Here is a 23,608-nt window from a genome sequence, read left to right as displayed (position 1 = left end):
GCTAAGCCGAAAATCAACCCTTATTCACAACCCTTAACCAAGCGCTTTTTGCATCGTAATACCAATATCAGCAGGCGATTCTACCACATGAATGCCACATTCCCTCATTACCTTCATTTTGGCAGCTGCAGTATCGTCTTTTCCTCCAATGATTGCGCCTGCGTGTCCCATTCGCCGTCCTTTGGGGGCAGTCTGACCTGCTATGAAGCCACAAACCGGCTTGGTGCCATGATCCTTAATCCACAGGGCAGCTTCCGTTTCCATATTGCCACCAATCTCTCCAATTATCACAATTCCCTCGGTATCTTTATCTTCCATCAGCAACTGAACAGCCTCCAATGTAGAGGTTCCAATTACCGGGTCGCCACCGATTCCGATACAAGTACTTTGTCCCAGTCCCAACTTGGTCAACTGATCCACAGCCTCGTATGTTAACGTTCCCGAGCGGCTAATTACTCCAATATTTCCCTCTTTGTGAATAAATCCGGGCATAATCCCGACTTTAGCTTTTCCCGGGCTGATAACTCCGGGACAATTGGGGCCAATCAACCTGCTTTCGCGTGATGACAAATAGTTTTTAACCTTGACCATATCCGCCGTGGGAATACCTTCACTGATGGTAACTATCAAATGAATACCGGCATCTGCTGCTTCCATAATAGCATCTGCAGCAAAAGCAGGGGGCACAAAAATCACTGATGCATCGGCACCTGTATCTATCACAGCATCGGCCACGGTATTGAATACCGGTAAATTCAGATGGCTGGTTCCACCTTTGCCGGGCGTAACACCGCCTACAACATTGGTTCCGTATTCTATCATTTGTTGGGCATGAAAAGTTCCCTCTTTCCCTGTAAAGCCCTGAACTATAACTTTGGAATCCTGGTTTAATAAAACGCTCATAAAGATTGAATAATAAATTATTAATGGTTGCCAATAATTGGTCTGTTTTGTTTGAATACTCAATCAAAACATTCCCATAATATACAATTAACATCCATTAGGGGCAAAGAGTTTACTTTTGATTCAAAACCGATAAACCAAAATCTATGAATTGGCAATCATTAAAAATCCACCACAAACTTTTTACCGGATTTGGACTTATTCTTTTTGTAACTATGCTTTTTGGCGGCATTTTGCTTTCAGGATTGTTTTCTATCAATCGTTCCTCACAATCCCTCGTCAATGAGCACATTCCGTCACTTGCGAAAACCTACGACCTTCAAAATCACTGGCAGCAGGCCATTTTTAATTTACGGAGTTTTTCTTCTTCCAAAAATGAAAAATACTACATCATGGCCAATGATCATCTCAGGGAGGCAGAAAAAAAACTTGAACAACTAAATACCGGCTCATCAGAACGTCAAACCACCAAATGGAATCAAATTGAGAAGGAGTTGGTAATTTTTCGCCAAAAAATTGCCGAAGCATTTATCGCATCAAGGCAAGTAAATCAGTCTTATGACCAATTAGATTCCGCACAAATAAAACTTCAGCAACTGTCCGATAATTATCTTAAACTACAATATAAAAAACTGAAGGCAGATGTGGATAAAAACTCGGCCGACTACATTATTAAGCGACGGGTCGACAAGATTAACCTGATGAATGAGATTGTGAATACCGCGGAAAACCTGAAAATCACAATTGGGGAAACCAATTATCGGAACGATCCATCCCTGCTCAATAATCTTTCACCCTCCTTTGATATTATTCGGATGAATGTGGAGACCATTCTGCCCATGACTACAAAGCAATACGATTTAGATGCCCTTGATGAAATTTTGGTGCAGAATGAAATATGTGAACGTTCGCTTAAGTCACTAAGAGGAAACTGGGGTGTTTACAATCAACTGAACAATCATGATTTCCTTGACCGGGGACTATCTCTGACTCTGGAGATGACCGAACAACAAGAACAATTCCTGAAGCGAAGCGCCCAATCCAATTTGCAACATGCATCCAATGCTACAAAAATATGGTGGTGGAGCATATCCCTGGCACTCATCACAGGCATTTTTCTGGCCTGGCGTATCAGCCGTTCACTATCCGACCCACTAATGGAACTCACCAGTATTGCAGAAATGCAATCGGATGGAATCCTTGTTTCCATTCCTGAATCGAACAGGGATGATGAAATCGGAAAGCTAACCCGTTCTATGAAAGCCCACCAGGACCAAACCACACGCATGGTTTTTGCACTCACCAATATTGGGAAATCACTCAATGACCTGACTCAAAAACTTAAAAACCGGTCAATAAACCTAACAGATACCACTACCTCTCAGGCCTCTTCGGCCGAAGAGATATCCGCTTCGGTGGAAGAAATGCAGTCTCTCACAGAAAACAGCAGCCGGGAGGCCGCGCAGGCCGCAACAGACCTGGAAAAAGCGCAAAAGGACGTGGAAGTCTATGTTTCTCAAAATCGGAAGGCCATTGATATCATGCAAATATTGATAAACCGGTCAACAGTCATTTCAGAACTCACCTCGCAAACCTATATTCTCTCACTCAATGCCTCTATTGAAGCCAGTCGAAACGAAGGAAATAACAAAGGTTTTGTTACCATAGCAAGGGCTATGCGCGACCTTGCGGAGAGAGTTAAAGAAGCTGCCGGGGATTTGAATGCCCTGACCGAACAGGGACAAGAATCGTCGGATGAAGCTCTTGTCAATCTGGACAATATCAACCAACTAATCAAAGACAATGGACAAATTTTACAAAATCTTGCCTCTATGTCCTTACAGCAAAATTCTGAAGCATCACATATTTCCACAGCCATTCAGCAGCTCAATATGGAAACCCAAAACACTGCTCAAATGGCAGAATTTCTTTCGGATGAAGCGCTCCGTATAGAAACACACGCCGAAGAATTACAGGAGATTCTTTCGTTCTACAAAAAACAAAACAACGAAGAGTCCACGCTTCCAAGTGTTAATCAATGGGAATGGGCCGAATTACTCTCCAATGATGAGGACAATCACTCAGAAATTGTTTCAGAGGAGATATGGAATTAAGAATAATCATAGACTATTTCACCAATTCACCGATGGTTTCTACCCACTCATCGTTAAGATTCAGACAAGGAATGGCGGTAAAAGACTTTCCTCCCGCTTCGAGAAAGGTCTCCTGCCCTTCCATCTGAATTTCCTCCAGGGTTTCAAGGCAATCACTCACAAAAGCGGGTGTAACAACCAATAATTTTTTAATACCCAGTGAGGGAAGTTCGGCCAAAACATCAGCCGTAGCGGGTCCCAGCCATTTATCACCTCCAAGACGTGACTGAAATGAAACACTGAACTTATTATCAGTCAATTGAAGATACCCAGCAACCAATCGGGTAGTCTCAAAGACCTGATGGCGGTAACACTTTGGATGGGCAGGGGATGAATTTTGACAACAATCCGGGGACTGCAAACAGTGACTACTGGTGGTATCCCCCTTTAAGATATGCCTTTCAGGCACTCCATGGTAACTAAAAAGTATATGGTCGAATTCATTCTCCAAATGTGGCCTGATGCTTTCTGCCAACGACTTAATATAGCCAGGATAATTATAGTAAGGGGCAATTACTTTCAACCGAAACTCCCACGGCCCTCTTTCCCACGTGTTTTTCACATGCTCCACGGCGGTCTCATAACTACTCATGGCATAATGCGGGTACAAGGGAAATAACACCACTTCTTCTACTTCCGGATGTTCTTTGGCAATCCGGGAAAGTGCAGCAGCGGGAGAAGGATTCCCATACCGCATACACATGTAGGACGGAAAATCGTTTGTCTCTTCCACTTTCCGTGTCAGCTTCTCTGTCAGTACAATTAACGGAGAACCTTCATCCGTCCAGATGCTTTTGTACTTGGCTGCACTTCGTGGGGCTCTGAATGGGGCAATAATCCCGTTAACCAGTAGCCATCGGGGAAATGCCGGGATGTCAATTACCCGCTCATCCATCAGAAACTCCCGTAAATATCTACGTACATCACTCACTTTAGTTGAATCAGGAGAGCCAAGATTGGCTAGAAGTATGGCTTTCTTAGTCATATTTTTCTACAATAATACTTTTAAAATCATTGCCCCTCTACCGAGACAGTTCAGTTCTTTAACATAGGCATTTTACCTCGGGTTTTTGAGGCAATTACTCACAACCAACTTTATGCATAGGTGTGGGCCGGGCCAAAAAATCATCTTTAATGCCAAACGCATGAACAAAAACGAAAATAAGTCTTTTTAGCAAACAACAAGATTATTCTCCTTGTTCATCACAACAATAGATCGTTAGATTTTTAGAAGTTAGAGGTTAGACAAATCATAGGACATTTATTTTATGAACTTTAACAAAAAACTTCCTTAAAACTTAAAAATTTGAAAAAAGTTTAACGGACTATTTTCACAATAAAGCATACCTATTTTAGATACTCACGAAAGATCATAGTGGAAAAAACCATGAGAAAAACAAACAAAAATACCCAACTGGTACGACCCACCTTGGGGGGCAATTATCATGTAACCATTACATCAATAAATACTTGACCCATTTCGTGGGCATTTGAGTAAAACAGAGCCTGAAGGGCTCTTATGTTTATAGCTTTCGCAAAATATAAAATATCGACGCTGAAGGTGTCGTATGCTTTAGTGATTGTTAGAAATCTCTTTAATAATTAGGTACCCATATTTGTGATTAGGCATTGTCTTTAGGTTTTGCAAAAAACCCATTACGTTATGAAAACCCATATTCTCACTCCCCTGTTTCCAAACGACCAACAACCAACGAATCTAAATGCCAAAATCCGCATTTTCAAATAATTTGAAAATTAGTTCAAAAAAAAATAGTACTTTTATTCATATTAATTTAAACCATACTTTCAAAAAACAAGAACACCTTTAATTTTTAAACCTTTTACAAATGAAAAACATGATTTTTTTGGTGGCAATCACCACGATGATTTCAATGTGGTCATGTTCTGATGGCCCTACCCACAAAGAAGGCGAAGTCTATAACGGCTTTAAACTTATCGAGAACCGTTTCGTTGAGGAAGTTAATGCCAACTGCCTCTACTTTGAACACGAGAAAAGTGGTGCACGTCTGATAAAAATTGCTACAGACGATGCCAACAAGGTGTTTGCCGTTTCTTTCAAAACCCTTCCACAGCACGACTATGGGACACCACACATCATTGAACACTCGGTACTCAACGGATCGGAGAACTTTCCGGCTAAAAGTCCTTTTGATATTCTGAGAAAAGGGTCTCTGAATACTTTTCTGAATGCGATGACTGGATCGGACTTTACGACCTATCCGATAGCCAGCATGAACAACAAGGATTATTTCAACCTGATGCATGTGTATATGGATGCGGTATTTAATCCCCTTCTACATACCGACCCCAGAATTCTTAAGCAGGAAGGATGGCACTATGAACTCGACGATGTTGATGATGAAATTACTTATAAAGGCGTTGTTTACAATGAGATGAAAGGCGCATATTCAGATCCCGAGCGCCAGATGGATTATTACAGCTACAAAATGCTGTTTCCCGACAATACTTACGGAGTTTCATCAGGCGGATACCCGGAAGCCATTCCTGATTTGACTTACGAATACTTCAAAAATTTCCACAAAACGTACTATCACCCTTCCAATAGTTTTGTATTGCTTTATGGAGACGCTGATTTGGATAAAGAACTGGAGTTTTTAGACCGTGCGTATTTTTCAAAATACGAGAAGCAGGAGAAAAAGCTGGAAATTCCTATCCAGGAGCCGTTAGCAGAAAAAAAGACTATTGAAAAAAGCTACAGTGTTCCTGAAGGTACCGATACGATTGATAAAACCTTCCTGGGATATTACTTTGTTGCAGGGCTCAACACCAACCAGGAACTGACCATGGCTCTGGACATCCTTTCTGAAGCGCTGGTCAACCACGAATCAGCACCCTTGAGGCTGGCAATTCAGGAAGCCGGCATCGGTAAAGACATCTACTCTTATGTAGACGACAGCAAGCAAAATGTTCTCCAGATTAACGTACAAAATGCCAATCCCGAAGACAAAGAGAAATTCGAAGAAGTGGTATCGAATACGTTGAAGAAGGTTGCACAGGAAGGCTTCGAAGAAGAGATGATTGAAGGTATCGTTAACCGAATGGAATTTCGGTTGAGAGAAGGAGATACTTCTTACAAAGGTTTGATGTATTTGTTTTCCCTAAAAAACAGCGTTCTGTTTTCAGACGACATCTTTGACGGAATTGAATTTGAAAAGCCATTGGCCAACGTTAAAGAAGGCATTAAAACCGGAATGCTTCAAAAGATTGTTCAGGATTATATGATTGACAATCCTCACGCCCTGATGATGGTATTTAAGCCGCAACCGGGACTGGAAAATGAGATGGCTGCAAAAACCAAGGCTAAACTTGCTGAATATAAAGCCAGCCTGTCGGATGAAGAGCTACAGAAACTGGTGGAAGAAACCAAAGCCTTAAAAGAATATCAGCAGGCTGAAGATGCTCCCGAAGCGGTTGCCACTATTCCCATGTTATCTCTTTCAGATATCAGTAAAGATGTGCAATGGTACGAGGTTGCAGAAAAGAGCGTTGATGATATCCCTGTATTGCACTTCGAAGATTTCACCAATGACATCATCTATGCCAATTTCTTTTTTGATTTGCGTACGTTACCCAGCGAACTCATTCCTTATGCAAACCTGATGAGCCAGTTATTGGGAAAAATGAACACTGAAAATTATGACTTTGGTGAACTCGATAATGCATTGAACATCCATACCGGGGGTTTTTACACCTATCTGAATTCATATCTGGAAAACGATTCGGATGAAAAACTTATACCTAAACTCCGGATTACCACAAAAGCAACTATTGACAAAACAGGTAAGTTGTTTGAATTGTTGGATGAGATTCTGAATAATACCAAATTTGATGATACTGAGCGCCTGAAAGAACTGTTGGTACGACACCATTCTCAGGTTGAGTCACAAGCCAAAAATTATGGTATTGGAGTGGCAATGAACCGACTCACCTCTTATTTCAAAAACAGTGGAATGTTCAACGAAATTACTAACGGACTTACTTACTATGACTTTGTCACTGATTTGACCGAAAATTTCGATTCAAAAAATGAGGAGATTATTGCCAATCTTCAAAAAGTTGCCTCATTGTTATTCACGAAGCAAAATATGGTCGCAGGAATCACCTGTTCCAGTGATAATTACACTACCTATCAAAGTGCTTTCAGTGAATTCCTTGCTGAATTGCCTAACGAAGAAGTGTCTATGAATCAATGGGTATTCGACCTTGAGCCAAAAAATGAAGGCCTGATGTCATCTTCATTGGTACAGTATGTAACAAAAGGTTACGATTTCAAGAAATTGGGATATGAGTGGGATGGAAAGATGGAAGTCCTGAACCAGGTATTGTCAACAGATTATCTGCAGACACAAATCCGTGTTATGGGAGGTGCGTACGGTGGCTGGGCGCAAGTCTCTCCATCCGGAACCTTGATGTTCGCCTCTTATCGCGATCCCAACCTTACAGAAACACTCGAGAACTTCGATGCCGGAGCTGAATACTTGAAAACATTTGAAGCTGATAGTACCGAGATGACCCGCTACATTATCGGGACCATTTCAAACCTTGACTATCCAACTACTGCTTCACAACGAGGCACTATTGCTATGAGCAACTATTTCAAGAAAGAAACCAAAGAGAAGTTGCAGAAAGAACGAAATGCCGTTCTAAACACTACTGCTGAGGACATCAGCAGTTATGCCGATATGATTTCGGACGTTATGAGCCAAAACATCATCTGTGTATATGGAAACGACCAAAAGATTAAAGAAAATCAGGAGTTGTTTTATGATGTTCGCCAGGTAGTTCAGTAAGGCATGGGACTCTTAGCTGTTAGCTGTTAGCTCTTGGCTCTTAGCTGTTAGCTCTTAGCTGATAGTGCGTAGAATTAAAAGCTGCTACGCAAAAGATTAAAAATAAACGAACCCACATTACAGATCTGATAAATAGTCTGTAATGTGGGTTTTTATATGGAATAGTCTTTGCCCCCGCTCCGCAGCCTTTTAACAATTCATTGATTCCTCCTCTTTATCCAAAGCTTCCAGTCTTTTCAGCAATGGTGGATGCGAATAGTTGAAGAAAACATACCACGGATGTGGCGTCGGATTGCTCAGTGCATTGGCTGATATCTTTTTCAGGGCTGATTGAAGGGCTCCCGGATTGGCATATTTCCCGGCAAATGCGTCGGCCTGATATTCGTTATGACGGGAAAAGATGGTCATTCCCAAACCCAAAATACTGCTGACCGGGCTGTACAAGATACCAAATCCAATCAGTCCGATGTGAAATACAGGTTCTGATACGCCTAATGCCTGGGATAACGCCGGTTCGTTGACAAACCACCCGAGCAGAAAAAGTGTTAAACCAGTTTGTAATACCCCCAATATAGTACTCCAGACAATATGCTTCAGCCGAAAATGCCCAATCTCGTGTGCCAGAACACCCACTATTTCCTCGGTGTCCAAATCATTAATTAACGTATCAAAGAGCACAATCCGCTTATTTTTCCCGAAACCACTGAAGAATGCATTGGCCTTGGTCGAACGTTTGGAGCCATCCATCACATACACATTGTCAAGGGTAAACCCTGCCTGTTGGCTCATTTTTTCGATGGCTGTTCGCAACTCGCCCTCATCCAGTGGTACTTGCTTATTGAAAAACGGCAGTATAAGGGTCGTATAAAACTTACTAAAAAATATCATAAACAAGGATAAGCCTACCCAGGCGTAAAGCCAGAACCACTGACCAGCGAACTCATAAAACCAGATAATAAGGCTCAACAACAATCCGCCTACGACTGCTCCCAGCAAAAGCCCTTTGATCTGGTCAAAAACAAATGTTTTCAGGGTAGATTTGTTAAAACCAAATTTCTCCTCTATCACAAAAGTCTGATATAAAGAGAATGGAAGTCCCATTATCAGGGAAACCAATCCTATAATTCCAAAAAAGAATAAAGGTCGCAACAACCAATGGTCAGAAATACTCTGAACGAGACCATCGACCCATGCAAAACCATTAAACCATAGAAACACAAGTAAAACCATCAGATTAAAAGTGGTTGAAATTTTTCCAAAACGATGATTCACTTTCCGGTATTGTTTCTGCTTTTCGAATTTATCCTGAGGATAGACATCCGACAATCTTTCTGGAACTTTCTGCGCCCAGCTTTTCCGGTTTAATTCTTCCAGGATCCAGCCCCAAATGGTATCAATAAGAAGGATGGCAATGATGACGTAAAACAAAGTAGTATGTATTTGCATTTTTTTTTTAAGCTCTGCAAACTTAATTGTTGCAAGCCTTAAAAACAAACGAAGGCAGAAAACCCGAAAGTCATCTGCCTCTTAAATAAATTGGTAAATCACAATAATGCAAAACTATCAGATACTTACAACAGATCATAATTGAAAAAACCATGAGGAAAACAAATATACCTGACTGGTACGACCCTCTTTGGGGGTCGATTCTTATGTAAACATTTCATCTATAAATATTTGACCCGATCGGGGTCATGCCTTTATACTTGAGGGAAATAAAGCCTTCGGGATCATATCCGTATATTGTAGGGAATGGGAGCCTGAAGGGCTCCTATGTTTATAGCTGTTCGCAAAACATATAATATCGACGCTGAAGGTGTCGTATGTTATTGTGTTGGTTTGAAAAAACTTTTATAATAAGTACCCATATTTGAAATAAGCCAATTAATTTTCCAAAACCAAAACCTGAAACCTGAAGTCACTCAATTAATCCCCATAAACGGGTATAAAACTCAGTTGTTTAATATCTTCAAGCGACGAGTAGTCGTACTGATACAGCCCATCAGCACCTATCGCCAACAAGACATCTCCCAAAGGAATAACGTCAAAAGCATCTATTTCCTCATAATGGGCAATCACATTCTCATCTATGGTATATGGATCATGGGCATGATAGATTTTCAGTCCTGCCTTTCCATCACAAACAAACAACACCTCATTTTCGATACCCAGACCGTAAGGTTCTGTCATGGGATAAGTCATTAATAACTCCGGAGATTCAATCGTTGATATATCAATCACTTCCAGCTGACTTTCGATGGCGCCACAAAGATTTCCTCCTCTTAAAGTCACGTAAGCATAATTCCCCTCCACCACAACCGGATCACAAGCAGATGCATGCGTAAATTCAGAGATAAACTGTGGATTGGCAGGATTTTGGAGACTATAGATGTACATTCCAGAGCGGGCACCAATAAAAAGCATATTGTTGTAAGGAAACAACGTCTCAATTTGCCAGCTGATAGGAATTTGTTTAGTATATTCCGGATTGGCTGCATCAGACACATCAAACAAATTGAGTGATGCGTTATCTATGGCATACAAATAATCATCAAAAACAGTAAACCTGGCCATTGAACCGCCCTGCCCCGTCCCGGTTTTGCTAACACTATTGGATAAAGCACCATCCATCATAAAAAAAGAAGACTCCCACGTTTGAAATCTCAGATAATCTTCTTTGTAACCGGAAACAGCCTCCGTTTTCTCAGATACTTTATATCCCGTTACAACCCCTTGGTTTTGGTCAATATTTTCCAGCCTTCCCACTCCAAATTCGGGAATGATATATGGAAATACGCTGGTGTCTCTATCCACTTCCGAGATGTTATTCATATCGCTAATGTCGATGGTCAGCAAATCAATGTAACTGTCCGCATAAAGCTTATCCCCTTTGATTGCCATATCCACATTTCCGGGTATTTCAATAAACGAAACAATTTGAGGATTCTCAGGATTCGAATTGTCAACCACATGAATCCCTTTTTGGTATTCATTGATAAAAATAAAATCATCCTTAAAGTAGAATTTGCCCGGCTGATTAATGGCTTCGGCGCTTTTCACAACAAAAGAAGACCTTAACTCAGCATAACTGAGATATTCAGGAGTATTGACCACATAGGTTTCTTCAATTTTATCGCTGCAGGAGCTTAAACCTATGACCAGACTTAACGTCAGCAAAAGAAACGAAATTCTCTTCATGATTGATTATTTTGGGTTAATAATAGTCGATATATGTTAATTTCTTGAGGTATTAAAAATCGCATCCAACTGGCAAAATGGCTATCAAGGAAAAATTTCAAAATTCCAAATATTGCAAAGGAACGGGATATATTGAACAGTGAATGAAAAACATTTTTCCCATTTATATATGAGATGCGTTTATTGTAAAAAGGTTGCGTTTATAATTAATTTTGACGCAACGAAACCGGCAAATTGTCTTCTTTATTACAAACCCTGAGAAATGAAAAGATTTATTATTCTGCTGATATTATTGGGCACTCTTCGGCTTTATGCCCAAAACGAGAAAGAATTCATTCCCGATGAAAACAACTTTGCTGTCTTTGCTTCCTTCGGACAACTCATTGGTTCTTCTAATGATGAAAAAGGAAACATCAGTTCATTACAAATAACACCCAACTTTCACATTGGAAAATATCTGGCCCTTGGATTGACAACAGGAGTGGAATGGTACGATGTAGCCTTGCTTCCGGTGGGACCAGATATTAAGCTGATTTTCCCCTTAAAAGAATATGGAGCTGTTTATTTTAATGGAGCTGTGGGGCATGCATTTCCTTTGGAAGAGGCAAAACTTGAATATGTAGAGGTCTTAAAAACAAAAGGGGGTCGGTTTGCCCATACACACCTGGGGTATATATTCCCAATGAAGGGCAAGTGCAAGCTTTTTATGGCGCTGGGTTATCAATACCAAAGCTCCTCACATGTTCAGGAACACTGGGTTTACAGAGAATTGGAACGAAAAATTAAATACAATCGCTTTTCTGTGAGAATAGGATTGAAACTATTTTAAACCCTCAAGAAAACCAAAAATATCTTCAACAATTAGCAAAACCCAAAATTCAATTTTCGTTCGTATAGAATTTGGTTATTAAAGCCGAAGGAAACTCGCACCTCTATTTGATATTTGCAAACAGACTTTTTTGAAAAGGCACAAGCAAGGACAAACGTGAATATGGCATCTGTGAAACAATCTGGACTTTTAATTCTCCCGGACAATAATGATTCTGAAAATTTAAGAAATCCCCAAATAATCTCTTATAAACACTAATGACCAATTAACTAAATAATTGGCCATCAGTATATTTTTTTTGTGCTGTTTACTTAGCTACTGTTTCTTTCCCTCATTGGTCTTAACCGGCCCCCTTTTTATGCCCCTGTTCACATAATAAAGGCCGGCAACCACAAAGGGAATACTCAAAATTTGTCCCATATTAATTGCCATTCCTGCTTCAAAAGCTTCCTGATCTGCTTTCACAAATTCGATAACAAACCGTGATGCAAAAATTCCGATCAGGAAAATTCCGAATAGAAATCCCTGACGAAGACGCGCATTGGTCTTCCAATACAAAAACATCAGATAGACAAATGTCACAAGATAGGCAAGAGCTTCATAAATTTGAGTTGGATGCCTGAGAGTAACTGTATCCGGGTCAACACGCTGAAACCAGAAGGCCCAGGGTATATCAGTAACACGCCCTACAATCTCAGAATTCATCAGATTTCCAAGACGAATGAAGACGGCCGCCAGGGCCACCGGAACTACCAATCGATCAAGAATCCAAAGCATCGGCTTTTTGGATACCTTTTTGGAATAATAATAAATGGCTACCAGAATTCCGATAGCTCCACCGTGACTGGCGAGTCCTCCATGCCAGATAGCCAAAATCTCTCCCGGATTTTGGGAATAATAGTCCCATCCGTAGAAAAACACATGGCCCAAACGAGCGCCCACAACAGTGGCGATTACCACATAGAGAAACAACTTATCCAACCACTTTTCGGGAATATCCTCCCGTTTAAACATGCGCTCAATTATGTAATAACCAGACAAAAAGGCCATTGCAAAAAAGAGTCCGTAATACCGAACCGTTAATGGCCCCAGAGAAAAAATCTCCGGGTCGGGATTCCATGAAATATAATTTAATAAAAACATACGCGATTATTTTCCGTGACATTGTTTGTACTTTTTTCCACTTCCACAAGGACAAGGGTCGTTACGACCTACCTTTTTCTCCACACGAACCGGTTCAGCTTTGGGCTTTTCTTTCTGCTGACTGCCGGGCTGACCTCCGCGTGATGCGATACCAGGAACACCCACTCCGGGCATTTCGTCTTTTTGCATTTTAAGACGTCCCATATCCTGTTTGCGCTCTTCAGCTTTTTTCACCTGACTGGCATCCCTGATGGGAATATGAGCTTTGGCCAGGGAGGCAACCACCTTACGGTTGTTATCCCCAATCATTGTTTTGAAAAGATTAAAAGACTCAAACTTATAAATCAATAACGGGTCTTTTTGTTCGTAAGAAGCATTTTGAACCGCTTGCTTCAGGTCATCCAACTCACGAAGGTGTTCTTTCCAGGCTTCATCAATGGTGAGCAACAACATGGTTTTAGAGAACGATTTAGCCAGGTCAGCCCCTTCTGTTTCATAAGCTTTTCTCAGATTGGTGGTAATCTGGAATATTCGCTGGCCATCTGAAATCGGAACCACTATATTTTCATAAACCTCTCCTTTATTTTCAAACACATCCTTAACAACCGGATACGCCTGACGCGAAATGGTTTCCATCCTCCGCTGATAATTGTCCCACACTTTAGTATGCAGTTTATCAGCCAACTCCTCTACCTTGGATTTCATAAACTCTTCCTGTTGAAAAGGAGAATCGGAAGAAAAGGTTCTGATTAACTCTGATTTAAACCCTTCAAAATCGTTATTTTGCTGATGCTCTGCAATAATTTCCTCACAGGTATCCAACATCATATTTGAGATATCAACCTGAATACGTTCGCCATATAAAGCGTGCTTACGTTTGGTATAAATAACCTCACGCTGCGAATTCATCACATCATCATACTCAAGCAAACGCTTACGAATACCGAAGTTGTTTTCTTCAACTTTTTTCTGAGCACGCTCAATACTCTTGGTAATCATACTGTGCTGGATTACTTCACCATCCTTGATGCCCATCCGGTCCATATACTTCACAATCCGGTCGGAACCAAAAAGACGCATCAGGTTGTCTTCAAGCGAAACGAAGAATTGAGAAGAACCCGGGTCACCCTGACGACCGGCACGACCACGCAACTGACGGTCAACACGACGCGATTCGTGACGCTCGGTACCCACAATGGCTAAACCACCGGCCTGTTTTACTTCTTTGGACAGTTTAATGTCGGTACCACGACCGGCCATGTTGGTAGCTATGGTTACGACACCCTCTTTACCGGCGTCAGCCACAATTTCAGCCTCACGCTGGTGTTGCTTGGCATTCAGTACATTGTGCTTAATTCCGCGAATTTTAAGCATACGGCTTAACAATTCCGATACTTCCACCGATGTGGTACCTACAAGCACCGGTCTTCCGGCCTTTACAAGCGCCGAAATTTCTTCAATAACTGCATTGTATTTCTCACGCGTTGTTTTATAAACCAGGTCTTCGTGATCTTTTCTTACGATAGGTCTGTTGGTAGGAATTACCACCACATCCAGCTCATAAATGTTCCAAAGCTCTCCTGCTTCCGTTTCCGCAGTACCGGTCATACCGGCCAGTTTTTTATACATCCGGAAATAGTTCTGCAAAGTAATGGTGGCATACGTCTGTGTAGCAGCTTCCACCTTTACCTGTTCTTTGGCCTCAATAGCCTGATGAAGTCCGTCAGAATAGCGGCGACCTTCCATAATACGGCCGGTCTGCTCGTCCACAATCTTCACCTTGTTATCCATCACCACATACTCCACGTCAATCTCAAACATGGCATAAGCCTTTAGCAACTGATTTACGGTATGAACCCGTTCCGACTTCACAGCATAATTCTGAAGCATTTCATCTTTCTTGGCTACTCTTTCTTCTTCACTCAGAGAGGTATCCTTATCAAGGACAGCCACTTCAGAACCAATATCAGGCAGCACAAAGAAACTTGGATCGTCACTGGTTCCTGTAATCAAATCGATACCCTTATCGGTCATCTCCACCGAATTGGTTTTCTCATCAATCACAAAATAGAGCGGGTCAGTAACCACATGCATATTCTTGTTATTCTCCTGCATGTAGAAATTCTCTGTTTTTAGCATCCGGGCTTTCATACCCTGCTCACTCAGGAATTTGATAATGGCTTTGTTTCTGGGAAGCCCTTTGTAAGCTCTAAGCAACAATAAAGCACCCTCATCCTGCACTTTGTGGTCTTCCGATTTCAATTTTTGCTTAGCTTCGGCCAGGATTTTGGTTACTTCTGAACGTTGTATGTCAAACAACTTCTCCACTTTAGGACGGAACTCCATAAAGAGCTGATCGGTTCCTTTGTTTGGAACAGGCCCGGAGATAATCAACGGCGTACGAGCATCATCAATCAAAACCGAGTCCACCTCATCCACGATAGCATAGTTGTGTTTCCGCTGCACCAAATCTTTGGGGGAAACAGCCATATTGTCACGCAGATAATCAAAACCAAATTCGTTGTTGGTACCATAAGTTACATCAGCTTTGTAGGCAGCACGGCGTGCTTCAGAATTAGGCTGATGTTTATCAATACAATCCACGCTCAATCCATGAAACATAAAGATGGGGCCCATCCATTCGGAGTCACGTTTGGCCAGGTAATCGTTCACTGTTACCAGGTGTACTCCGCGCCCGGTAAGGGCATTCAGAAATACAGGAAGCGTAGCCACAAGTGTTTTACCTTCACCAGTAGCCATCTCTGCAATTTTCCCCTGATGAAGCACAACCCCACCAAAAAGCTGGACATCGTAATGCACCATATCCCAGGTAACCTCATTACCTCCTGCCTGCCAGGTGTTGTGATAAATAGCTTTGTTATTTTCAATATCCACAAAGTCATGCTTGGCAGCCAGGTCACGGTCAAAAGTTGTTGCGGAAACTTCAATAGTTTCGTTCTCCTTAAAGCGGCTTGCAGTCTCTTTCACTACAGCAAAGGCTTCTGGAAGAATTTCATCGAGGGTTCCTTTTAGTTTTTCCGTGATCTCATCTTCCAGCTTATCTATCTGGTCGTAAATATCTTCCCGTTCATTAACGGATAATTTGCTGTTCTCAGCTTTCTCTTTAAGTTCTTCAATTTTTGCCTGCTCATTGCTTGTTGCTTCCTGCAAGCGGGCTTTTAAATCAACTGTTCGTTGACGCAATTCATCATTCGAAAGTTTCTCTATTTCTGGAGAAACACTCTTTATTTGTTCGACAACAGGCATCACCAGTTTCTGGTCACGTGTAAATTTACTGCCAAACATTTTGGTCATTATCTGGTTAAAAACCGGCATAATATTAATTGGTTAATTATTAACAATAGTTGAAATTACTCTTCCCTGAAATAATCGGATGGAAAAATAAATAAATGATAAATGATGAAATTAAGCCTGGCACGGGCCGGCTCTTATTTCAAGATGAAGAATGCTTGCAGGGTTATGATAATCAAAACCCTCACAAAAGTCCAGAATAATTCCCGGAAAGTCATAACAAGTTGTACGGGATGGAAAACTGGGAAGTGAAAGAAAAAAAGAATTTACAGGCAGAACAGAGTCAGCGGATGAGTCAGCAACACCTGCCAAACCAAGTGCTGGAATGCCTGCCAATGATTTTTTTGTTCCATTTTGCGACAAAGCCTGGGTGGAAACTTTTACAAAATAATGTTTCTCACTACCCTGCTTTATTGCTCTTTCAACCTCTTCGGCGTTGATGTTCTTTGAGGACCAATCATACGGATTCTGATCCGGCTGACAATTGCCTACAGCCACATACACCGTGAGAGTTACTCCCAGTAAAGTTAAACATCCTATTTCCGAATAGTTTCGCACAATTTTTTCCTTCTAAATTTCAAAATGTAAAGATGTTAAATCTTTTGCAATTTAGGGGCTTTTTGGCGGATTTTAACATAGGTTTGGATGTAAACCGAAACCTAAGCAAAAAAAATTGTCAACTATTAATTGGCCTCATCCTCATGTCCGGGTTACAAATCTACCCTGACAGAGAAAATTCGTTATCGAATAATCAATACTAAAGAACGGTTAATAGAGAATTTAGGGCAGATTCAAACGTATAGGTGCAGCGGATGCTTTGGAATAATGCCCCTCATTCCTGCAAGCAACCACTTTAATTTACGTTCGGTTAAGCAACATTCAATTCATTGTTCCTAAAAGAACCTTCCGGGCTTCCTCTACAGAATTTGAATCCATCAATTCTTTTCGCAACTCAGCCGCTCCTCTGAAACCGGAAATATAAATCTTAAAAAAGCGTTTTAGGATGGGGAATGGTCGAATATGAGCCCACGCTGATTCATAAAGCTGAAGGTGCTTTAACAGGGTATTAAGACGCTTTTCAATATCTATTTCTGAGAGAGAGGATTGAAACATCCATGGATTTTGAAAAATTCCGCGACCAATCATTACCCCGTCGGTATGGTATTTTTCAGGTTTTAATAAAGCATCCTCAATCGTTAACACATCGCCGTTTCCGATAATAGGGATATCAGGCGCCAATTCATCCCGAATGGCCGAAGCTTTGGCAATTTCGTCCCAATCGGCCTCCCCTTCAGACATCTGTTTTTGAATTCTTCCATGCAAAATGACTCCATCTACCGGCTGACGAAACAAAAATTTCATCCACCTTTCTGTATCTACCCTCTTTAGTCCAATTCGTGTTTTTACACTTAGCGGTAAAGAGCTGGCTTCCCGTGTTGCCTGAATAATTTCTGCAGCCAGCGACTCATTATCTATCAGTGCAGAGCAACTGCCGTGCGACACTACATTCCGCACCGGACAGCCCATATTGATATCCAGGCCATCGAAATGGTAATTCGCCTCAATAAACTTAACAGCTTCATAGTATTTCTCCGGTTTGTTGCCCCATATCTGTGCCACCAGCTTCACACCTTTTTCTTTAAGAAGATTTCTCTCAGTTTCTGACACAAACAGCCGTTGTGCCACATTGTCCCGTCCTTTGTGATGACAAAGTCCGTCGGTGGAAGTAAACTCGGTAAAAATGATATCCAATTGCCCGGCGACAGTATTGTGCAATACCAGTTCCCGAAAAGCCGTGTCGGTCACATCTTCCATTGGAGCCAGCATCATCAGGGGGCGTTTTGAGGTTTTCCAGAAGTTGGTATTTGTTTCAGGCATATCGTTTAAAGCAATGAGAGTCATTTTACTACAAAAGAAAACATAAGACTTGAAGCATATTGGTGTTTTTTTGGCAAAATGGCTAAGCCATTTCTTGTTTGGGGTCCACGAATTATACGAATTATTGTCGCACTTGAAGTGCGACATAAAACAGTTACGCAGTTTAAAAAAAGCTGTCGCCAGGCATTCTTTGATTTAATGGTGAATAAATCCTTTGCCTCATCCTTAGCCTAAATCTCAACCTTAACCTCATCCTGCCCCTCCTCCTTGGCACCGCTCTGCAGCGCGAATTGAAGACAACACTCCTCACAGCAGCAACCGGAATATTTCTCAGCACACACATCGCATTGTATGACAAGTTTGTGACAGGGATCGTAAGCACAATTAACGTGTGTATCACAGGACTTGCCGCACTGATGACAATGACTGATAATGTCGTTAGTGATGCGCTCTCCCAGTCTTTCATCAAAAACAAAGTTCTTCCCGATAAACTGCGAAGCAAGCCCGGCCTGCTTAATTTCATGCGAATAGGCAATCACACCGCCATGCAACTGATTCACATCTGAGAAACCATGATGGCGCAGCCAGGCACTTGCTTTTTCGCAACGCACACCTCCAGTGCAATACAACAAAACCTTACGGTCCTTTTTATCCTGAAGTTGTTTCACCACCGTCTCCACCTCTTCCCGAAAAGTTCGTACATCGGGGCAAATGGCATTCTGAAATCGACCAATTTCACTTTCATACCGGTTGCGCATATCCACCACAATCACCTCCTCCTTTTTAGCCAATTCATGAAACTCCAACGGAGATAGTCTTTGCCCTACATTGGTAACATCAAACTCTGTTTCAGTCAACCCATCAGCAACAATTTTTGAACGTACTTTGATAACAAGCTTCAGAAATGATTTTCCATCATCCTCCACAGCCCATTTCAAAGACATTTCGGAAAGTTCAGGAACCGATTCGAGATGCTTCAAAAAGGCATCAATCTGATGTTCCGGAACACTCATCTGAGCATTGATACCCTCCGGGGCAACATACACCCGACCGTAGCACTGCAACTGGTCCCAGGCTAGGTATAATTGGTCACGAAACTCCTGCGGGTTTTCAACATTCACATATCGGTAAAACGAAAGCGTTCGACGAACAAATTTTTCTGAATCTAAACGGGCTTCCAACTGCGGACGTCCAAGGCGATTATGTAACAACATCTTTCTTGTTTTTTTCAACACAACATTTGCGCTACAAAAATATAAAAAAGAAACTATTTCGGATAATGTCATCCTTTATTCTGCAATGATTTTTTTCTTAGTTTATATCTTCTGCCAAAATTGTATAATCAATGTATTATCAGCTCATTAAAAAAATTCATTTGAAATATGACTATAATTTCCTGTTACAATATTTAGTTATTTCTCCTATTTTCGCCACATGAGGAAAAACACACAATTATACTTTTTTTTCTGGGAATCGCATCATTTCTGTACTTCAGTGATTCAAATTCTTCGATGACTGTAAGTGGCAAAAACCTGTTTGATGTTAACGGCGAACAGGTAATTTTGAGAGGCGTCAATGAAATATTTATCTGGCCGGACGATCCCACCGGCGATACTCTGATGACAGAAATTGCAAAAACGAGTGCCAATAGAGTCCGCATTGAAAAGCCCCTTATTTATCACAATCAATTTTGTAAATAAAATAAACCGACATCAGCGAGAAAAAGACAAACAGGCCCACAAAACTCTGAAACCCCAGAATGTCAATCAGCCAGCCACTTAAAAGAGGAAAAAGAACGGGAAGGATATTTCCGGCTCCGGTAATGCCTGCATAAAGAGCTCTGTTTTCTTTTCCAGAAACTTCAAGCAGAACACCATTCATGGTAATATTAAACAGAGAAAAAACCACCCCTCCTATCAGAAAGACATAGTAAAGCGATGCCAAATCCTTACTTAAAAGCGTCAGAACAGCCATAAAAACAGATAAAACCACATTGCCGTATAACAGGTAATTGTAGCGCATCTTTTTGGCCCCTACTGCGACCAGCAGACTTACAGCGACCATTCCAATAACCTTGTAAAGTAAAAAACTACCGGTGGAGGCACTTCCGGCATTCAGATAATCCTTTCCGTACAAAACCACAAAGGGAAGAAATGATACCGCAATTCCCTGAGTATTAATAAATCCAATAAAATGGGGAAGTCGTTTATTTTCTTTCATCTCTTTCCGCATCACGGAGAAGAATTTCAAGGTTCCTTTTATTTTCAGTTGGGAGGCCAGCTCTTCTTTCAAAACCCAAAAACCGATTGAGGCGAGTAGTAGAAAGAAGCCGCCGGCCAAAAACATATAAGCGTAATTGACGGGATAACTTTCAGCCGCAAGAACTTGTTTTGCCAAATAGGCTGAAACCAATACAATACCACCGGAAAGCACCTGACGGGTAGAGAAAAAACTCTTTCGTTTCTCTTCCAATAACGATTTCCCGATTATGTCCATATAGCTAACATTGGCAAAAGACCCTCCCAGCGCAAAAACGGAAATAAAGAAAAATATCAGCCACAACACCCACTTTGCATCCCCGGCCTGCATAAAAAAGATGATACCTCCCAACGCCACAATGGACAACACTCTGGAATTAATCCCCAATAAGAGAAATTTCTTCTTGAAAGGCTGATTGCTGATGTATGGTGCAAAAAACAACTGGGCAAACCGGGTGCCGCCAAGCAGGATGGCAGTCATAATTCCCACATGCATTGAAGTTCCGCCCGACTCAATCAGCATGGCAGGAAGCACGGTATCCACGTCTATAAAATTCTTGGCAAATGCCAGCAGTGAAGCATGCCACAAAAAACCATAAAAATTTCGCTGCGAAGATTCGGGTGACAATGTTTGAGCTGGAGCTTTCTTCATCTAATAATTTTGTTTCATCCTAAAATTAAATACCAGATTCATTTGTTTTTTTAGGTCTGATGGAACTCGCATGAAATAACTTTTTTATGTTTCTTTGAGGCATTCCTTTCCATCCTGGTTTCATCGAAATCGTCTAAACTCATCTCACTTAGTGCCCGCCTGAGACTCAGACAGATACGGTTTTTCGATAAAACAACCTTGTTTTTAGGCTAACCTGTCGAGGTCGGCTTCAATCAAGAATTGTAGAAGCTTGAATATATCTATTTTGAACAGGATGAATCCTATTCCACAAAAATTTGAAAGATTAATATTTTGTTTTCCCTCTCAAACCAAAACAGTAAATAGTTGGTTTTGTTTTTTGTGTAAGTTGAAAGAAGTAACGTACAAAAGAAAGAATCATTTTCCAATAAGTAAAAGCAACCATTTTCAGAATTTTAATCTTACATTGGTATAGAAATTTTATCTTCTGGTTAAAGTAAAAAATTTTCGGCTGATTAAAATAAAAAAACTCCTAAGATGAGAATAATAAAACTCCTTTTATTTGCAACAATTGCACTGACAACCACGATATCCTGCTCGAAAAAGACCTCCGGTAAAGTTACTTCCACAAATGAATCGGAGCAAATTGAGGAAGATATGACTGGAGTGTACACCGGACTTCTCCCCTGCATCGACTGTCCGGGAATTGAAACAACCATTACTGTTAATCCGGATAACTCCTATGAAATATCACAAGTTTACACCGAAAAAGACAGCGTTCCCTTTATTTCTTCGGGACTAATCAAAAAGAGCGAAAAAGAGAACATTTGGGTGTTTAAAAGCAGATACAATGAAACCTTTTATCAATTTGAGGATTCTGTATTAAGAATGCTGAACAACAACCAACAGGAGGTTGACGAACTGCTGGAACAGCATTACATTCTAAAGAAAAAAGAATCTGAAAAAAACAAACTGCTACTGTCTCAATTTGTAAACAAAGAGTGGGCTTTAAAGCAATTATCCGGAAAAACAATTGACAGTAAGGATGGAGAAAGAAAGCCTCATGTTATTTTTGATGCAGAAGAAGACCGGGTTCACGGATATGCAGGCTGCAACTCATTTTTCGGAGATTATCAGGTTGAAGATGACGGAACAGTAAGATTCGAAAATATTGCATCCACAAAAATGTATTGTTCTGAAAAGATGGAGATGGAGACAGCTTTTTTACAAGCACTTCAGAATTGCGACAAACTTTCGGTCGATAACAACACCATGCAATTAATGGATGCTGAAAATAAAGTAATTGCTGTTTTCAAGGAGGATTGAGGGAGTCTTTATTAACCGTGACTATTCATAAATTATTTATTGCGAAAACTTATAAATAATAGATCGTTAGACTTTTAGATTTAGGACAAATCGTATCCCGAAACTTCGGTATAACGGAGTATTGTATAAATTGACAAGGATTATAAGATAGTTACCTCCCATTCGGGGACGTACCTTTTCTCATCTAATCACTTCCACCAACTTTCCTGTCAGCTAACAGCTAACAGCCAAGAGCTATCAGCTAACTGCTATCTTCAAGCAATGCATTCCTGTCTATAATGGTAACAGTCCGTCCGTTGGCTTTTATAATGCCCTGATGATGCAACTCCCTTAAAGTACGGCTCAATGAGGGACGTGCCACGCCAAATAGGTCGGCCAGTTCCTCCTGGGTTCTTGTTATTCTGATTTCACCGTTCTGTTTTTGATGCCGATCCAGCTCCATCAGGTAATGGGCCAGTTTGCCTTTGAGTGTTTTAAAAGACAAAAACCTTAATTTTCCGGAAATAAACTGAGCCCTGTTAGATACGGCATTCAGAAAATTGGTCAGAAACACCTCACTAAGCTGCATCAGGGCTACCACCGATTGCCGGGGTATAACGATTAGTTCGGAATACTCGGTGGCACTCACTGTAACCGGGAAACGATTGTTTTTTCCAAAAAGAAAAGCAACTGCCAGTGGACGTGGCGGCGGAATGTCCTCAATTTTCAGGACCCGCCCCGAGTAATCAATCATTTCCCCTTTTACATTGCCTTTAAACACAATCTGCAACGATCGGCATTCTTCTCCCCCGGAAGCAATAATTTCACCTTTGGCAAAACTACGCACCTGATATACAATGTGCGAAAACAAAGTTTTTATCTCGTCTTCCTTCAATCCGGCAAAGAGTGGCGATTTGGAAAGTAATTGATACATCTGTCTTACTTTTATGGATAAGTGATAGATTCCTTGACATAAGCATTTAGTTGCTTTTCCATAGCAAATAGTGAATAATCCCCTTTCGACACATCAATAAAACCATAAAACCAGTCGAACCGAATCGACATGGAAAATCACTTACGCAAATCAATAGTGCCCTAAACCTTTTCCCAAAAGGGATTTCATCCCTTAAACCCTGATCCCGATTATGGTTTTGTAAGGTTTTGAT

At 41.1% G+C, this 23,608-nt stretch carries 15 protein-coding genes; 4 read left to right on the top strand and 11 right to left on the bottom strand.

Annotated features, from left to right (window positions below; translation table 11 throughout):
- Nucleotides 1–33 precede the first annotated feature (33 nt).
- On the bottom strand, nt 34–903 hold the full coding sequence (sucD, locus tag QZZ43_RS02200) for a succinate--CoA ligase subunit alpha (protein WP_291855816.1): 870 nt from the start codon (nt 901–903) through the stop codon (nt 34–36).
- 146 nt (nt 904–1,049) lie between these two features.
- Here sucD and QZZ43_RS02195 point away from each other — a divergent pair, with 146 nt between their 5' ends.
- A complete protein-coding gene (locus QZZ43_RS02195) occupies nt 1,050–3,017 on the top strand; it encodes a methyl-accepting chemotaxis protein (RefSeq protein ID WP_291855814.1) in 1,968 nt (655 codons plus the stop codon).
- A 13-nt stretch (nt 3,018–3,030) separates the two neighbouring features.
- Here QZZ43_RS02195 and hemH read toward each other — a convergent pair whose 3' ends face one another.
- Nucleotides 3,031–4,041 (bottom strand): ferrochelatase, encoded by a 1,011-nt coding sequence (hemH, locus tag QZZ43_RS02190; RefSeq protein WP_291855812.1) that lies wholly within the window; start codon nt 4,039–4,041, stop codon nt 3,031–3,033.
- 862 nt (nt 4,042–4,903) lie between these two features.
- Between hemH and QZZ43_RS02185 the strand changes: the two genes are divergently transcribed.
- Nucleotides 4,904–7,888 (top strand): insulinase family protein, encoded by a 2,985-nt coding sequence (locus QZZ43_RS02185; protein WP_291855810.1) that lies wholly within the window; start codon nt 4,904–4,906, stop codon nt 7,886–7,888.
- A 189-nt stretch (nt 7,889–8,077) separates the two neighbouring features.
- Here QZZ43_RS02185 and QZZ43_RS02180 read toward each other — a convergent pair whose 3' ends face one another.
- Both QZZ43_RS02180 and QZZ43_RS02175 read right to left on the bottom strand, forming a co-directional pair.
- Nucleotides 8,078–9,334, bottom strand: coding sequence for a M48 family metallopeptidase (locus QZZ43_RS02180; protein ID WP_291855808.1), 1,257 nt, complete (start codon nt 9,332–9,334; stop codon nt 8,078–8,080).
- 480 nt (nt 9,335–9,814) lie between these two features.
- Entirely contained in the window at nt 9,815–11,086 is a 1,272-nt protein-coding gene (locus QZZ43_RS02175; protein WP_291855806.1) for a hypothetical protein, read from the bottom strand.
- A gap of 262 nt (nt 11,087–11,348) precedes the next feature.
- Here QZZ43_RS02175 and QZZ43_RS02170 point away from each other — a divergent pair, with 262 nt between their 5' ends.
- Nucleotides 11,349–11,915 carry a hypothetical protein gene (locus QZZ43_RS02170; protein WP_291855805.1) on the top strand — a complete coding sequence of 189 codons (567 nt, stop codon included), beginning with the start codon at nt 11,349–11,351 and terminating at the stop codon, nt 11,913–11,915.
- A gap of 315 nt (nt 11,916–12,230) precedes the next feature.
- Here the strand turns inward: QZZ43_RS02170 and lgt are convergent, their stop codons facing one another.
- From lgt to QZZ43_RS02140, 6 genes are all read right to left on the bottom strand, one after another.
- A complete protein-coding gene (lgt, locus tag QZZ43_RS02165; protein WP_291855804.1) occupies nt 12,231–13,058 on the bottom strand; it encodes a prolipoprotein diacylglyceryl transferase in 828 nt (275 codons plus the stop codon).
- 6 nt (nt 13,059–13,064) lie between these two features.
- The gene (secA, locus tag QZZ43_RS02160) at nt 13,065–16,394 is read right to left on the bottom strand and encodes a preprotein translocase subunit SecA (RefSeq protein ID WP_291855801.1); all 3,330 of its coding nucleotides are present in this window, start codon (nt 16,392–16,394) and stop codon (nt 13,065–13,067) included.
- A gap of 90 nt (nt 16,395–16,484) precedes the next feature.
- On the bottom strand, nt 16,485–16,928 hold the full coding sequence (locus tag QZZ43_RS02155; RefSeq protein ID WP_291855798.1) for a hypothetical protein: 444 nt from the start codon (nt 16,926–16,928) through the stop codon (nt 16,485–16,487).
- Between the two features lie 321 nt (nt 16,929–17,249).
- A complete protein-coding gene (locus tag QZZ43_RS02150) occupies nt 17,250–18,248 on the bottom strand; it encodes a tRNA-dihydrouridine synthase (RefSeq protein WP_291855795.1) in 999 nt (332 codons plus the stop codon).
- A 230-nt stretch (nt 18,249–18,478) separates the two neighbouring features.
- The gene (locus tag QZZ43_RS02145) at nt 18,479–19,462 is read right to left on the bottom strand and encodes a rhodanese-related sulfurtransferase (RefSeq protein ID WP_291855793.1); all 984 of its coding nucleotides are present in this window, start codon (nt 19,460–19,462) and stop codon (nt 18,479–18,481) included.
- A 457-nt stretch (nt 19,463–19,919) separates the two neighbouring features.
- Entirely contained in the window at nt 19,920–21,158 is a 1,239-nt protein-coding gene (locus QZZ43_RS02140) for an MFS transporter (protein WP_291855790.1), read from the bottom strand.
- A 516-nt stretch (nt 21,159–21,674) separates the two neighbouring features.
- Between QZZ43_RS02140 and QZZ43_RS02135 the strand changes: the two genes are divergently transcribed.
- Nucleotides 21,675–22,463, top strand: coding sequence for an META domain-containing protein (locus tag QZZ43_RS02135; protein ID WP_291855787.1), 789 nt, complete (start codon nt 21,675–21,677; stop codon nt 22,461–22,463).
- 241 nt (nt 22,464–22,704) lie between these two features.
- On the opposite strand, the gene QZZ43_RS02130 is transcribed toward QZZ43_RS02135, so the two are convergent.
- On the bottom strand, nt 22,705–23,376 hold the full coding sequence (locus tag QZZ43_RS02130; RefSeq protein WP_291855783.1) for a Crp/Fnr family transcriptional regulator: 672 nt from the start codon (nt 23,374–23,376) through the stop codon (nt 22,705–22,707).
- Between the last annotated feature and the right edge of the window lie 232 nt (nt 23,377–23,608).

The organism is Marinilabilia sp. (genome assembly GCF_016278715.1).
GTDB lineage: Bacteria > Bacteroidota > Bacteroidia > Bacteroidales > Marinilabiliaceae > Marinilabilia.
Note: the sequence above shows the minus strand (reverse complement) of the source record. Positions and strands in the feature narration are given on the sequence as shown.